Source organism: Streptomyces sp. NPDC048338 (assembly GCF_043201055.1).
GTDB lineage: Bacteria > Actinomycetota > Actinomycetes > Streptomycetales > Streptomycetaceae > Streptomyces.
On the sequence record NZ_JBICYQ010000003.1, the window covers coordinates 1 to 14,282 of the forward strand.

14 protein-coding genes are annotated in these 14,282 nt (G+C 73.4%); 4 read left to right on the forward strand and 10 right to left on the reverse strand.

Annotation, left to right across the window (positions count from 1 at the left end):
- Both ACGFZF_RS07475 and trpS read left to right on the forward strand, forming a co-directional pair.
- Positions 1–180, forward strand: a 180-nt coding sequence (locus ACGFZF_RS07475; RefSeq protein ID WP_356780150.1) for a hypothetical protein, incomplete at its 5' end; no start/stop codon positions are given.
- A 406-nt stretch (positions 181–586) separates the two neighbouring features.
- Entirely contained in the window at positions 587–1,585 is a 999-nt protein-coding gene (trpS, locus tag ACGFZF_RS07480) for a tryptophan--tRNA ligase (protein WP_393552939.1), read from the forward strand.
- On the opposite strand, the gene ACGFZF_RS07485 is transcribed toward trpS, so the two are convergent.
- The gene (locus ACGFZF_RS07485; RefSeq protein ID WP_393551826.1) at positions 1,552–2,553 is read right to left on the reverse strand and encodes a GlxA family transcriptional regulator; all 1,002 of its coding nucleotides are present in this window, start codon (positions 2,551–2,553) and stop codon (positions 1,552–1,554) included. The genes trpS and ACGFZF_RS07485 overlap by 34 nt on opposite strands.
- A 74-nt stretch (positions 2,554–2,627) precedes the next feature.
- Between ACGFZF_RS07485 and ACGFZF_RS07490 the strand changes: the two genes are divergently transcribed.
- Positions 2,628–3,224, forward strand: coding sequence for a cysteine hydrolase family protein (locus ACGFZF_RS07490; RefSeq protein ID WP_393551828.1), 597 nt, complete (start codon positions 2,628–2,630; stop codon positions 3,222–3,224).
- 22 nt (positions 3,225–3,246) lie between these two features.
- Here ACGFZF_RS07490 and proC read toward each other — a convergent pair whose 3' ends face one another.
- From proC to ACGFZF_RS07515, 5 genes are all read right to left on the reverse strand, one after another.
- A complete protein-coding gene (gene proC / locus ACGFZF_RS07495; protein ID WP_393551830.1) occupies positions 3,247–4,056 on the reverse strand; it encodes a pyrroline-5-carboxylate reductase in 810 nt (269 codons plus the stop codon).
- An 84-nt stretch (positions 4,057–4,140) separates the two neighbouring features.
- Positions 4,141–4,878 (reverse strand): ABC transporter permease, encoded by a 738-nt coding sequence (locus ACGFZF_RS07500; RefSeq protein ID WP_393551832.1) that lies wholly within the window; start codon positions 4,876–4,878, stop codon positions 4,141–4,143.
- Positions 4,875–5,705: an ABC transporter ATP-binding protein gene (locus ACGFZF_RS07505; RefSeq protein ID WP_393551834.1), complete on the reverse strand. Its 831-nt coding sequence runs from the start codon at positions 5,703–5,705 to the stop codon at positions 4,875–4,877. Before ACGFZF_RS07505 ends, ACGFZF_RS07500 begins: the two co-directional genes overlap by 4 nt.
- A gap of 571 nt (positions 5,706–6,276) precedes the next feature.
- On the reverse strand, positions 6,277–6,810 hold the full coding sequence (locus ACGFZF_RS07510) for a hypothetical protein (RefSeq protein WP_393551836.1): 534 nt from the start codon (positions 6,808–6,810) through the stop codon (positions 6,277–6,279).
- A gap of 113 nt (positions 6,811–6,923) precedes the next feature.
- Entirely contained in the window at positions 6,924–7,232 is a 309-nt protein-coding gene (locus ACGFZF_RS07515; protein ID WP_393551838.1) for an SH3 domain-containing protein, read from the reverse strand.
- A 157-nt stretch (positions 7,233–7,389) separates the two neighbouring features.
- On the opposite strand from ACGFZF_RS07515, the gene ACGFZF_RS07520 reads away from it, so the two are divergent.
- Positions 7,390–9,567 (forward strand): serine/threonine-protein kinase, encoded by a 2,178-nt coding sequence (locus tag ACGFZF_RS07520; RefSeq protein ID WP_393551840.1) that lies wholly within the window; start codon positions 7,390–7,392, stop codon positions 9,565–9,567.
- A 141-nt stretch (positions 9,568–9,708) separates the two neighbouring features.
- On the opposite strand, the gene ilvD is transcribed toward ACGFZF_RS07520, so the two are convergent.
- From ilvD to ACGFZF_RS07540, 4 genes are all read right to left on the reverse strand, one after another.
- On the reverse strand, positions 9,709–11,562 hold the full coding sequence (gene ilvD, locus ACGFZF_RS07525) for a dihydroxy-acid dehydratase (protein ID WP_393551842.1): 1,854 nt from the start codon (positions 11,560–11,562) through the stop codon (positions 9,709–9,711).
- Positions 11,563–11,707: 145 nt separating this feature from the next.
- Entirely contained in the window at positions 11,708–12,319 is a 612-nt protein-coding gene (locus tag ACGFZF_RS07530; RefSeq protein ID WP_393551844.1) for a TetR family transcriptional regulator, read from the reverse strand.
- On the reverse strand, positions 12,316–13,152 hold the full coding sequence (locus ACGFZF_RS07535; protein ID WP_356603823.1) for a sugar phosphate isomerase/epimerase: 837 nt from the start codon (positions 13,150–13,152) through the stop codon (positions 12,316–12,318). Before ACGFZF_RS07535 ends, ACGFZF_RS07530 begins: the two co-directional genes overlap by 4 nt.
- A gap of 157 nt (positions 13,153–13,309) precedes the next feature.
- Entirely contained in the window at positions 13,310–14,242 is a 933-nt protein-coding gene (locus ACGFZF_RS07540) for a Ppx/GppA family phosphatase (protein ID WP_393551847.1), read from the reverse strand.
- Between the last annotated feature and the right edge of the window lie 40 nt (positions 14,243–14,282).

The window sequence follows — 14,282 nt, forward strand, 5'->3', positions numbered from 1 at the left end:
TTCGGTCTTGCGTTTCCGACTCTATCAGATCTTTCCGATCCGATTTCCTCGGTGCTTTCCGGTCCCATTCGCTTTCGCTCCGGGCCCTTCCGGCGGTTCCGACTCTATCAGATCCTTTCGGGCCTGATTCCCAGTCAGCGGGTTTTGTCTTTGCGGCTGTTGGGCCGTTCCGACGAGTGAGACTTTAGCGGATTCCCTGCCTCCGACGCTAATCGGCGGCTCGCGTCCAGGCTTTCGAACGCGGATTCCTCATTTCGCAAAAGCGCACGGAAAGAAGAACGACGCGACGAAGCGTCGTCTGCTTGAAGTGGTTCTTGCGAGATGGCTGTCCGGGGCCGACCGGAGTCGGTACTCACGTCGGACAGCTCGGAGAACATTACGGATCGGGCAATCCCGTGTCAACCCCTGGCCTCGGGCGTACTCTCTCCGTATGACTACGCATGCGCGCACCCTTCAGTGGTGGGCCGCCTGACGGCGGCCCCTTCGTAGCGCATGCGCACACGGCCGCCGCCTCGGCGGCCGTTCGCGTATCCCCCTCCGGGTGCCGGCCGTCGGGTCGGCATACAGGAGACAGGGAGTGGACGCGATGACGCGGATCTTCAGCGGGGTCAAGCCGACCGGGCATCTGACGCTGGGCAACTACCTCGGGGCCGTTCGCCGGTGGGTCGAGGTCGACCAGCTCCGGTCGGACGCGCTGTTCAGCGTGGTGGACCTGCACGCCCTGACGGTGGAGCACGACCCGGCTCGGGTGCTGCGGCTCAGCCGGCAGGCGGCGACGCTGCTGCTGGCCGCCGGGCTGGACCCGAAGCGGTGCACCGTCTTCGTGCAGAGCCACGTGGACGAGCACGCGCGGCTGTCCTATCTGCTGGAGTGCACGGCCACGGACGGCGAACTGCGGCGGATGATCCAGTACAAGGAGAAGAGCGTCGGGGCGCGCGAGGCGGGGCAGAGCGTGCGGCTCTCGCTGCTCACGTATCCCGTCCTGATGGCGGCGGACATCCTGGCGTACGGCACCGACGAGGTGCCCGTGGGCGACGACCAGACGCAGCACGTGGAGCTGACGCGGGATCTGGCCGTGCGGTTCAACCAGCGGTACGGGCACACCTTCACCGTGCCCCGGGCGACGCACCCCGAGGTGGCCGCGCGAGTGATGGATCTCCAGGACCCGCGGTCGAAGATGGGGAAGTCCCACGAGAACGGGACCGGCATCGTCTATCTGCTCGACGAGGCGGACACCGTCCGGCGCAAGATCATGCGGGCGGTGACGGACAGCGGCGAGGAGGTGGCCTACGACCGGGAGGCCCGGCCGGGCGTCGCCAACCTGCTCGACCTGCTGGCCGCGGCCACGGGCGGGGACCCGGAGACCCTGGCCGGCGCCTACGCGTCGTACGGAGCGCTGAAGAAGGACACGGCGGAGGCGGTGATCGAGCTGCTGAGGCCGGTGCGGGAGCGGCACGCGGAGCTGGCGGCCGATCCCGGTGAGGTCGACCGGGTGCTCCGCGAGGGGGCCGCGCGGGCCCGGGAGCTGGCGCGGCCGCTGGTCGACCGGGCCTATCGGGCGGTCGGGTTGCTGCCCGCCGGGTGACGGAACGCGTGGCGGTAGTCGCGCGGGCTGGTGCCGAGGTGCGAGGCGAAGTGCTGGCGCATCGTGACCTCGCTGCCGAAGCCCGCGCGGCGGGCGACCTCGGGGAGCGGGTGGTCGGTGCGTTCGAGCAGCTTCTGGGCGGCGGCCACCCGTCGGCCGATGAGCCAGTGGAGCGGGGTCGTTCCGGTGGTCGCCTGGAAGTGGCGGGCGAAGCTGCGCGGGGACATGCCGGCCCGGGCGGCGAGGCTCGCGACGGTGTGCGGCTCGTCGAGGTGGGCGAGGGCGTAGGCGCGGATCCCGGCGAGGGCGTCGGCGTCGCGGTCGGCGCGGGGCGTCGGGTGCTCGATGAACTGGGCCTGGGTGCCCGTGCGGAAGGGCGCGGTGACCATGGCGCGGGCGATGGCGGCCGCGGCCTCGGCGCCGTGGGCGGTCCGGACCAGATGGAGGCAGAGGTCGATGCCGGCGGCGGTGCCCGCCGAGGTCCAGATGCCGGAGTCCTCGACGAAGAGGGCGTCGGGTTCGACGGCGGTCTTCGGGTGACGGGCGGCGAGGGTCGGGGCCAGGTGCCAGTGGGTGACCGCGCGACGGCCGTCGAGGAGACCGGCCCGGGCGAGGACGAAGGCGCCGGCGCACAGGGAGGCGACCGGGGTGCCGGCGCTGTGGGCGCGGCGGAGGGCGTCGAGCACGGGGGCGGGGACGTCCGCGTCAGGGTCCTCGATGCCGGGGACGAGGACGAGGTCGGCGCCGGTGAGCCAGGCGAGCGGGCGGTCGGGGGTGAGGGTGAGGCCGCCGCGCAGCGGGATGGCCGCGTCCGGGTCGGCCGCGACGCGGCGGAGTTCGAAGGAAGGGACGGCCGGCAGGCGGCGGTCGCTGCCCCACACCTCGGTGATGACGGAGACGTCGAAGGCCCGGACGCCGGGGAAGGCCACGAGGGCGATGCGCTGGGGTTCCGCGGTGTCCGTCGACATGGTGGCAGTAAACCATCGATCGCTGACTTTTCCTCCTCTGGGAGGGGGCGCCGGCGGGCGGCAGCATCGTGGTCATGGAGATTTCGGAGAACGCAGCGCTGGTCGTCGTCGATGTGCAGAAGGGCTTCGAGGAGGAGTACTGGGGGAAGCGCGACAACGTCGACGCCGAGGGGAACATCGCGACGCTGATCGACCTGTGGCAGGAGACGGGCAGGCCGGTCGTGTTCGTACGGCACGACTCGCCTGCCGGGTCGCGCTCGCCGCTGCGGCGGGGGCACGTGGGCAACGACTTCAAGGACTTCGTGCAGGAGCGGCGGGGGAAGGGCCGGGGGCCGGAGCTGCTGGTGACGAAGTCGGTGAACTCGGCGTTCTACGGGGAGCCGGACCTGGACGCCTGGCTGAAGGGCGCGGGGATCGGCCAGATCGTGATCGTGGGGATCCAGACCAACATGTGCAACGAGACGACGGCCCGGATGGGCGGGAACCTCGGGTACGACGTGCTGTTCCCGCTCGACGCCATGCACACCTTCGACCTGGCGGGCCCGTTCGGATGGACGGCCGGCGCCGAGGAGCTGACGCGAGCGACGGCGGTCTCGCTGCACGGGGGGCGGTTCGCCCGGGTGGTGTCGACGCGGGACGTCGTGGAGGCGGCGTCCGCCGGGGCGCGGTGACCCCGGCGGAGGACGGTGTCGGTCAGCCGTTGCCGGAGGCGAGCTCGCGGCTGCGGTCGCGGGCGGCCTCCAGGGCGGCGATCAGGGCGGCCCGTACGCCGTGGTTCTCCAGCTCGCGGATGGCGCTGATGGTGGTGCCGGCCGGGGAGGTGACGGCCTCGCGGAGCTTGACCGGGTGCTCGCCGCTGTCGCGGAGCATCACCGCGGCGCCGATGGCGGCCTGGACGATCAGGTCGTGGGCCTGGGAGCGGGGCAGGCCGAGGAGGATGCCGGCGTCGGTCATGGCCTCGACCAGGAAGTAGAAGTAGGCGGGGCCGGAGCCGGAGAGGGCGGTGGCGGCGTCCTGCTGGGACTCCGGGACCCGCAGGGTCTTGCCGACGCCGCCGAAGATCTCCTCGGTGTGCACGAGGTGGTCGGGCGTGGCGTGGCTGCCGCCGGAGATGACCGACATGCCCTCGTCGACGAGGACGGGGGTGTTGGGCATGACGCGGACGACCGGGGTGCCGGCGGCCAGGCGCTCCTCGATGAAGGCGGTGGGGATGCCGGCGGCGGCGCTGATGACCAGCCGGTCGGTGGCGACGTGGGGGCCGAGTTCGTCGAGGAGGCGGCCCATGTCCTGGGGCTTCACGGCGAGGATGAGCGTGTCGGCGCGCTTGGCGGCCTCGGCGTTGGTGACGGTCTCGACGCCGTAGCGGGCACGCAGCTCCTCGGCGCGCTCGGTGCGGCGCGCGGTGACCAGCAGGCTGGCCGGGCTCCAGCCGCCTCGGATCATGCCGCTGAGGAGCGCTTCACCGATCTTGCCGGTGCCGAGGACTGCGACGGTCTGGGTCATGGCTCTGTTCACCTCGCCGGAGGGGGTACGTGTCGCCATCCTCGCACCGCGCCGGTTCCCGCGGGCCGGGTGTCCGAGGGGCGGTCACGCGGTCCGGCGGCGCAGGGTGGCCGCGCCGAGACCGAGGACGAGGACGGCGCAGCCGGCGACGACGAGGACGTCCCGGACGAAGTCCCCGGTGACGTCGGTGCTCCGCAGCACCTCGTTCATGCCGTCGACGGCGTAGGACATGGGCAGCGCGTCGGAGATCCCCTCCAGCACGGGCTGCATGCGGTCGCGCGGGATGAAGAGGCCGCAGAGCAGCAGCTGGGGGAAGATCACGGCCGGCATGAACTGGACGGCCTGGAACTCGGAGGCGGCGAAGGCCGAGACGAAGAGGCCGAGGGCGGTGCCGAGCAGGGCGTCGAGCAGGGCCACCAGGAGGAGGAGCCAGGGCGAGCCGACGACGTCGAGGCCCAGGAACCACACGGCGAGGCCGGTGGCGAGGGCGGACTGCACGACGGCGAGGAGCCCGAAGGCGAGCGCGTAGCCGGCGATCAGGTCGCCCTTGCCGAGCGGCATGGCGAGCAGTCGCTCCAGGGTGCCGGAGGTGCGTTCGCGCAGGGTGGCGATCGAGGTCACGAGGAACATCGTGATCAGCGGGAAGATGCCGAGCAGCGAGGCCCCGATGCCGTCGAAGGTCCGCGGGCTGCCGTCGAAGACGTAGCGGAGCAGGAAGAGCATCACGCACGGCACGAGGAGCATGAGGGCGATCGAGCGCGGGTCGTGGCGCAGCTGGCGCAGGACGCGGGCGGCGGTGGCGAGGGTGCGGGCACCGTTCATCGCTGGATCTCCTCGGCGGGCTGGGTGGTGCGGTCCGGGTGCCGGTCTCCCTGGTGAACGCGGGCGCGGGCGGCGGCCGCGTCGACCAGGCGGAGGAAGGCGTCCTCGACGGTGGCGGTGTCGTTGCGGCGGCGCAGCGCGTCGGGGGTGTCGTCGGCGAGGATGTCGCCCTCGCGCATGAGCAGCAGCCGGTGGCAGCGCTCGGCCTCGTCCATCACGTGGGAGGAGACGAGGATCGCGGTGCCGCGGTCGGCGGCGATGCGGTGGAAGAGGTTCCAGAGGTCGCGCCGCAGGACCGGGTCGAGGCCCACGGTCGGTTCGTCGAGGACGAGCAGTTCCGGTGTGCCGAGCAGGGCGACGGCGAGGGAGACGCGGCTGCGCTGGCCGCCGGAGAGCCGGCCGGCGAGGGAGCCCGCGTGCGAGCCGAGGTCGACGTCGTGGACGGCGCGGTCGACGGCGGTCCGCCGGTCCTCGCGGTGGGCGCGGCCCGGGAGGAGCACGGCGGCGAAGTAGTCGAGGTTCTGGCGCACGGTCAGGTCGTCGTAGACGGACGGCGCCTGGGTGACGTAGCCGATGCGGGAGCGCAGGGTCGCGTCCCCGGCCGGGCGGCCGAGGACGTCGAGGGTGCCGCCGACCTTGGCCTGGGTGCCGACGACGGCGCGCATCAGGGTGGACTTGCCGCAGCCGGAGGGGCCCAGGAGGCCGGTGATCTGGCCGGGCGGCACGGTGAAGTCGATGCCGCGCAGGACCGTGCGGTCGCCTCGTACGACGGTGAGGCCGCGGGCGGCGATCGCGGGCGGCGGAGCCCCCTCGGAATAATTCATCATGCGATGAATAATGCGCGCGGGGGTCCCGGCCGTCAAGCATCCGGAACGGACCCGGAACAGCGGGGGGCGTGCGGGTCGCGGTGGGCCGGCGGCAGCGGCCGGTGGGGACACCGGGACCGGCCGCGAAGGGCCCGGTCGGCCGAAGCCGGGGACCGGCGGGATCGGGGCGGGACGGCGGGAGGCCGTACGGAACGGACCGACGGTCGAGCGGACCGAACGGTCGAGCGGACCATCCGCTCCTCGGTGAGGGCGCGCGCCCGGGCGGTGGGGACACGCGGTCGGGCGGGGCCGGGTCGAAGGCGCGCGCGGGCGGTGACGTGCTCGACGCCGGTGCCGCGCGGGAACGTCGTGAGCGCGGGCGCGACGACGGGGGCGCCCGGCGGCGCGCTCGCGGAGGCGGACGCGCCCGGGTGGACCGGTCGGTCCGGTCGGTCCGGTCGGTCCGGTCGACGAGCGCGCCGTGCGCGTGCGGGGTCCGGGGTGTCTCGTCGATCAGGCCGGATCGGTGAGCGGCGTCCCGGGGACGGCGGTACCCGGGCGGCGTCCGCTGTCGGGCGCGGGCCGCCCCGGGTCAGCGGCGCTTGGGCTTCCGGCGCGCGGACGGGTTGCCCGTGCGGGCGTCGCGGCGCTTCTCGTACCGCGCGCGGGCCGTCTCGTACTCGGCGCGGCGGAGCCGCTCGCCGGGTGCCTCGACCAGGCTGCGGAAGAAGTAGGCGAGGAGCGAGCCGATGAAGCCGATGGCCTTCAGGCCGCGCAGGGCCTCCTCGCGGGCCGGGTCGGCGGGCCGCGAGCCGAAGCCCTCCCAGGTCTTGCGGAAGGCGATGGCACTGCAGATCGCGAACATGACGACGACCAGCAGGTTGACGAAACCGCCGATGTCGGCGATCTCCAGGCCCTCGTACGCGAAGCGCAGCACGAAGCAGCCGGCCGCCGCGGCGGCGAGCGAGCCGACGGCGACACCGGCACGGCGCAGCCCGTAGCCACCGTCGTGGTCGACCCAGGTCGTGCCGAAGAAACGGATCTCCTCGGGCTGCGGTCCGGCGGCCGTGGCCGCGGTCCCGCCCTGGGGAGTGCCGGGGTTCTCGGTCTGGTCGTCGTCGCTCACGGGATCGATTATCCCCGGGCGGCGGGGGAACGGGGCGGCCGCCGCGGCACGTGACCCGCCGGTCGCTCCCCGTTCCCCTTCCCGGCCGGGTCCGGCCGGGTCCCACGGTTCCGTCAGCCGCAGCGCGGGGCGACGTAGCCGTCGCTCCCGGTCCTCACGTACGCGTCCGAGACGAACTCGCCGGGGGCGATGTTGTCCCAGAGGTTCGTGGTGCCGTAAGGGCCGGTGATCCACTCGCCGGCCTTCTGGCAGTAGATCGGCACGCTCACGCCGAGCGCCAGCGTCCGCACGATCGAGTACTTCGTCCCCGGGCCGGAGCGCACGTTGACCCGGTAGCCGGGGGCGATCGGGTAGCGCGCCACCTCCGCCGCCGCGGCCGTCTGCTCGGCTCTCGCTGCGGTGTTCGTCTCCTCGACAGTCATGGTTTCCTCCCCCGTTGGGAACGCGAGCGCTCCGCTGAAATTCACTCTCTGCGACGCGCAGGCTAGCAAGCCCCACCGTCATCGCCCCCACCATCGACTAGGCTCCGTGCGTCGCGCACGCGCGCGAACTCAACGGGGAACCACACGGGGGTGGGCGATGCCGCCGTTGCGCAGTACCGGCGCCGACCGGGACGCGGAAGGACCTGAGTACGCGGGCGAGTACCGCCTCCAAGCCTGTCTCGGCGCGGGTGGCATGGGCATCGTCCACCTGGCCACCTCCGCCTCCGGCCTGCGGCTCGCGGTCAAGGTCGTGCACGGGCAGTACGCCGAGGACCCGGAGTTCAGGGCCAGGTTCCGGCAGGAGGTCGCCGCCGCGCGCAAGGTGAGCGGCGCCTTCACCGCGCCCGTCGTGGACGCCGACCCCGACGCCGTGCGGCCCTGGATGGCGACCCTGTACGTCCCCGGCCCCACCCTGGCCGACCAGGTACGGCGCAACGGCCCGCTCTCCCCCGCCGAACTGCGCCGGCTGACGGCGGGGCTCGCCGAGGCGCTGCGCGACATCCACCGGGCGGGCGTGGTCCACCGCGACCTCAAGCCGAGCAACGTGCTGCTCACCGACACCGGACCGAAGGTGATCGACTTCGGCATCTCCCGGCCCGTGGACAGCGATCTGCACACCGAGACGGGCAAGTTGATCGGTTCGCCGCCCTTCATGGCACCCGAGCAGTTCCAGCGCCCGCGCGAGGTGGGACCGGCGGCGGACGTGTTCGCGCTCGGGTCCGTGCTCGTGCACGCGGCGACCGGCCACGGCCCGTTCGACTCGGACAGCCCGTACATCGTCGCCTACCAGGTCGTGCACGACGAGCCCGATCTGACCGGGGTGCCGGCCGACCTCGCACCGCTCGTCGCCCGCTGTCTCGCCAAGGAGCCCGCGGACCGGCCCGGGCCCGCCGAGATCATGGCGGCACTGCTCCCGCCCTCGTACGAGGCGGCTGCCTTCATACCGGCCCAGCGGCGACCTCTGACCCTGCCGGAGCCCGGGCCCGCGGCCGAGGGCTCCTGGGTCGCGGACACGCCCGTCCGCGTCACGGCCACCGGACGCCGCCGGCGCCGGATCCCGCGCTGGGCGCTCACGTCCGCCGCACTGCTCGTCCTGGCCGGCGTCGTCACCGCCGCCGCGCTCACGCTCGTCCCCGGCACGGACACACCCTCCCGCGAGCCGCACCCGGCCGAGGCGGCCAGGGCCTTCGCCGGCTGGCAGACCCCGCTGGACAAGGACGCCGACGCCACCGCGCCCGCCTGCGGACACGTCGCCGGGGCGCTCTACTGCTCCGGCGGGGGCATCGGCCTCGCCCGGGTCGATCCCGCCACCGGCCGGGTGCTGTGGTCACGGCCGGCCGCCGCCGGCGACGAGGACCTCTCGGCACCCGAGACGCTCTCCGCCGGACTCCTGGGCGTCGTCGCGGACGGCCGCGACCTGCGCACCTACACGCAGGACGGCGCCCCCGGCCGGACGACGGCCGCCGCCGCGGGCGGTGCCGGACTGCGGCCGGCGGGCGACACGGTCCTCCTGCTCGGCGGCGGCGGCACGGTGAAGGCCGTCGACCCCACCACCGGAAAGCAGCGCTGGAGCCATCGGCTGCGCGGCCACTCGACTCCCCGCTTCGGCCCGTACTCCCCGGAGACCGGTCTGCTGCCCGTCTTCGAGAACTCGGCCGGCGGCAGACGGACGCTGGTCAGCATGGTGCGCCCGCGGAGCGGCGAGATCGTCTGGCAGCAACGGCTCGACGGGGACCTCGTGCCGCTGGGCACGGGACCGGACGGCGTGGTCCACCTGCGGTCCGCCGACCGCCAGTCGCGCACCGACGCCGTGGTCCGCTACGACCCGGCCGGGCGCTCCGTGCGTCGCGTCCCGCTGCCCTACCCGATGGACGCGCCCAGCGCCGCGCTGCGCGGCGACACGGTCTACCTCGTGGACGCCTCCGGCCGGCTGCTGGCCCTCGACACCGGGAACGCCGGGAGCACCGAGGGCGGCGGGGCCGCGGACGGCGCCGACCGGACGGTGTGGGAGCTGGAGACCTCGGCCAAGAACGTCTCCGCCCCCGTCGTGGGTCCGGACGACCGCCTCTACCTCTCCGCGTCGGACGGCCGGCTGCTCGCCGTCGACACCGCGCGCGGCGCGTTGCTCGGGCAGACCGGCACCCGGCTGCGGGACGGCCGGCTCGGCTACGCGACGAGCGTGCCGGCCCCGGTCGTGGCCGGCACGCGGGTGTTCGGGACCGCGCCCGACGGTTCGGTGTTCGCCGTGGACGGGCGGGACCCGGCCGCCTGGTGACGGGCACGGAGGACGGGCGCCGGTGACGTCACGCCCGGCCCCGGAACGACCTCGACCCCGCCGGACCGCCGCGAAGGCGGTCCGGCGGGGTCGCGACGACACGTGCGGGACGGCCCCGGTCCGCCCGGGGCCCTTCCCGTCTCAGCCGAGCCGGGTCACGTCCCGGACCGCGCCCTTGTCGGCGCTGGTCGCCATCGCGGCATAGGCCCGCAGCGCGGCCGAGACCTTGCGCTCGCGGTTCTTCGGCGCGTAGACCCCGCCGAGCGCCTCGCGGCGGGCGGCCAGGACGTCGTCGGTGACCAGGAGTTCGATCGAACGGCTCGGGATGTCGATGCGGATCCGGTCGCCGTCCTCGACGAGCGCGATCGTGCCGCCCGAGGCCGCCTCCGGCGAGGCGTGGCCGATGGACAGGCCCGAGGTGCCGCCCGAGAAGCGTCCGTCCGTGACCAGCGCGCAGGTCTTGCCCAGGCCCCGGCCCTTGAGGAAGGAGGTCGGGTAGAGCATCTCCTGCATGCCGGGGCCGCCGCGCGGGCCCTCGTAGCGGATGACGACCACGTCGCCGTCCCTGACCTGCTTGTTGAGGATCTTCTCGACGGCCTCGTCCTGCGACTCGCAGACGACGGCGGGGCCCTCGAAGGTCCAGATCGACTCGTCGACGCCGGCGGTCTTCACCACGCAGCCGTCGACGGCGAGGTTGCCCCGCAGGACCGCCAGGCCGCCGTCCTTCGAGTACGCGTGGGCCGCGTCGCGGATGCAGCCGCCGGCCGCGTCCGTGTCGAGGGTGTCCCAGCGCTCGGACTGCGAGAAGGCGGTGGCGGAGCGGACGCAGCCGGGCGCCGCGTGCCACAGTTCGACGGACTCCTCCGACGGGGAGCCGCCACGCACGTCCCAGGTCCCCAGCCACTCCTTGATGGAGCGGGAGTGGACGGTGTGGACGTCCTCGTTCAGCAGGCCGGCGCGGTACAGCTCGCCGAGGATGGCGGGGATCCCGCCGGCGCGGTGCACGTCCTCCATGTAGTACGTGCCGCCGGGCGCCACGTTCGGCGCGACCTTGGCCAGGCACGGCACGCGCCGCGAGACCTCGTCCATGTCGGACAGGCCGTAGTCCAGCTCGGCCTCCTGGGCGGCGGCGAGCAGGTGCAGGATCGTGTTGGTCGAACCGCCCATGGCGATGTCGAGCGCCATCGCGTTCTCGAAGGCCGCGCGGGTGGCGATGTTGCGCGGCAGGACCGACGCGTCGTCCTCGTCGTAGTGGCGACGGGTGATGTCGACGACCGTGCGGGCCGCGTTCTCGTACAGCGCCTTGCGGGCGGTGTGGGTGGCGAGGACCGAGCCGTTGCCGGGCAGGGAGAGGCCGATGGCCTCGGTCAGGCAGTTCATCGAGTTGGCGGTGAACATGCCGGAACAGGACCCGCAGGTCGGGCAGGCGTTCTCCTCGATGCGGAGGATGTCCTCGTCCGAGACCTTGTCGTTCACCGCGTCGGAGATCGCGTCGACCAGGTCGAGCGTCCGGACCGTGCCGTCGACGAGCGTGGCCTTGCCGGACTCCATCGGGCCGCCGGAGACGAAGACCGTCGGGATGTTCAGGCGCAGGGCGGCCATCAGCATGCCCGGGGTGATCTTGTCGCAGTTGGAGATGCAGATCAGGGCGTCGGCGCAGTGCGCCTCGACCATGTACTCCACGCTGTCCGCGATCAGGTCGCGGGACGGCAGGCTGTAGAGCATGCCGCCGTGGCCCATGGCGATGCCGTCGTCGACGGCGATCGTGTTGAACTCGCGCGGGATGGCGCCCGCCGCGACGATCGCCTCGGAGACGATCCGGCCGACCGGCTGGAGGTGGGTGTGGCCGGGCACGAACTCCGTGAAGGAGTTGGCCACGGCGATGATCGGCTTCCGCCCGATGTCCGCACCCGGTACACCGGAGGCGCGCATCAGGGCGCGTGCGCCCGCCATGTTGCGGCCGTGGGTGACAGTGCGGGACCTCAGCTCGGGCATCGTCGCTCGCTCCTCGTGATGGATGTGCTTGCATTCGAGCGTACGCCGCCCCTCCAAGATCTGGACAGCGTGTCCGTATGCCGGACCGGCTGTTCAGCTTTCGGTCAGCCGGCAGGGGGCCGTGGAGGGGTGCCGTCCGGCACGCTCACGCCTCGGTCAGGTACCGCTGGAGCGTCGGGGCGACCAGCTCCACGATCTCCTCCGGGTCCGCCGAGGCCAGGGGCTCGACCTGGAGCACGTACCGCATCATCGCGATGCCGATCATGTGCGAGGCGGCCAGCTCGGCCCGGAACTTCGGGTTCGGCACGTCGAGATCGGCGGCCACCCGTTCCAGGACCCGGCGCAGGACGAAGCCGCGCAGCACCTTGGCCGCCGCCTCGTGCGTCAGCGCGGAGCGGATGATCGCCAGGAGCGGGGCCCGGCTCGCGGGGTTCTCCCAGACGCCGATGAAGTAGCGCGCGAGACGCTCCCCGATGCCCTCGGTCCCCTCGCCCAGGACGGCCGGGACGATCGTCGCGGGCTCCATGGAGACCTCGATCGCGGCGGCGAAGACCTCGTCCTTCGTACCGAAGTAGTGGTGCACGAGCGCCGCGTCCACCCCGGCCGCCTTCGCGATGCCCCGGACCGAGGTCTTGTCGTAGCCGCGCTCGGCGAACTGCGCGCGGGCCGCCTCCAGGATCCGCTCCCGGGCACCAGGGCCGCTCTCCTCGGCCGCGCGGGAGGGCCGGCCGCGGCGGCGCGGGGCCTCTCCGGTCATGAGCGGGGGATCCGGGGCGGGCGGGCGGACGCCGAGGCCAGGTGCAGCCGGGTGAACGCCAGGGCCTCCGCGAGGTCGGCCTCGCGTTCGGCGGACGACATGGCCCGGCGGGTGTTGACCTCGATGACGACGTGGCCGTCGAAGCCGCCGAGGGCGAGCCGCTCCAGCAGTTCGGCGCACGGCTGCGTGCCGCGGCCGGGGACCAGGTGCTCGTCCTTCGCCGAACCCCGGCCGTCGGCGAGGTGGACGTGGCCCAGGCGGTCGCCCATGCGGTCGATCATGGCGAGGGCGTCGGTGCGGGCTGTCGCGGTGTGCGAGAGGTCCACGGTGAAGTGCCGGTAGTCGTCCTTGGTGACGTCCCACTCGGGGGCGTAGGCGAGCATCTCGCGGTCCTTGTACCGCCAGGGGTACATGTTCTCGACGGCGAACCGGACGTCGGTCTCGTGCGCCATCCGCCAGATTCCGGAGACGAAGTCCCGGGCGTACTGACGCTGCCAGCGGAACGGCGGGTGCACGACGACCGTGGAGGCACCGAGCTTCTCGGCCGCCGCCTGGGCACGCCGCAGCTTCGTCCACGGATCGGTGGACCAGACGCGCTGGGTGATGAGCAGGCAGGGGGCGTGGACGGCGAGGATCGGTACCTGGTGGTAGTCCGAGAGCCGGCGCAGGGCCTCGATGTCCTGGCTGACGGGGTCGGTCCACACCATGACCTCGACGCCGTCGTAGCCGAGGCGCGCGGCGGTCTCGAAGGCCGTCGCCGTCGACTCCGGATAGACCGAGGCCGTCGACAGGGCGACCTTCGCATCCGGGATGCGCACCACTGGTTCTGCCACGAAGGACAGCGTACGGGGCGGGCAGGGGGCCGGGGGGAGTGGTTCCCGTCACGCCGCGTGCACTCCGGGCGCGCGCGGAGCCGCGTGCGCCGCCGGCCACGGGGTGCGGGCCGGACGGCCGTCGGGCCGTGCCCGACCCGCGCCCCGGCGGTCCGGGCTATTCCGCCGGCAGGTGGTCCAGGCGGCGCAGGATGACGCCCTCCCGCAGCGCCCAGGGGCAGATCTCCAGCTCGTCGATGCCGAACAGGTCCATCGCGCCCTCGGCGACCAGCGCGCCCGCGAGGAGCTGCGGGGCGCGCCCCTCCGACACCCCGGGGAGGCCGGTGCGCTGGTCGACCGTCATCACCGCGAGCTTGGGGACCCACTCCTCCAGGGACTTCCGGGTGAGGTTGCGCTGGACGTAGAGCCCGTCGCCCGAGCCGGGCGCCCCGGCGATCCGGGCGAGCTGCTTGAAGGTCTTGGACGTGGCGACGACGTGGTCCGGCTTTCCGAAGCGGCTGAACTCGCCGACGGTCCGCGCGATCTGGGCGCGCACATGGCGGCGCAGCGCCCGTACGTCCGCCGCGTCGGCCGGATCGCCCGGCAGCCAGCCGGACGTGAGCCGGCCCGCCCCCAGCGGCAGCGAGACGGCCGCGTCCGGCTCCTCGTCGATGCCGTACGCGATCTCCAGCGAGCCGCCGCCGATGTCGAGGAGGAACAGCTTGCCGGCGGACCAGCCGAACCAGCGGCGGGCCGCGAGGAAGGTGAGCCGTGCCTCCTCCCCGCCGGTGAGGACCTGGAGGTCGATCCCGGTGCGCTCCTTGATCCGGGCCAGGACGGCGTCCGCGTTGGTCGCCTCCCGCACGGCCGAGGTCGCGAACGGCAGGACCTCCTCGCAGCCCTTGTCCTCGGCGGCCTGGAGGGCGTCCCCGACGGTCGCGATGAGCCGCTCGACCCCGGCGGGGGCGATGGCGCCCCGCTCGTCCAGGAGCTCGGCCAGACGCAGCTCCGCCTTGTGGGAATGGGCGGGCAGCGGGCGGGCGCCGGGGTGCGCGTCCACCACCAGCAGGTGCACCGTGTTCGAACCGACGTCCAGGACTCCGAGTCTCATGGACGGAACGCTACTGCTCCGACGCGCATACGCTTGTCGT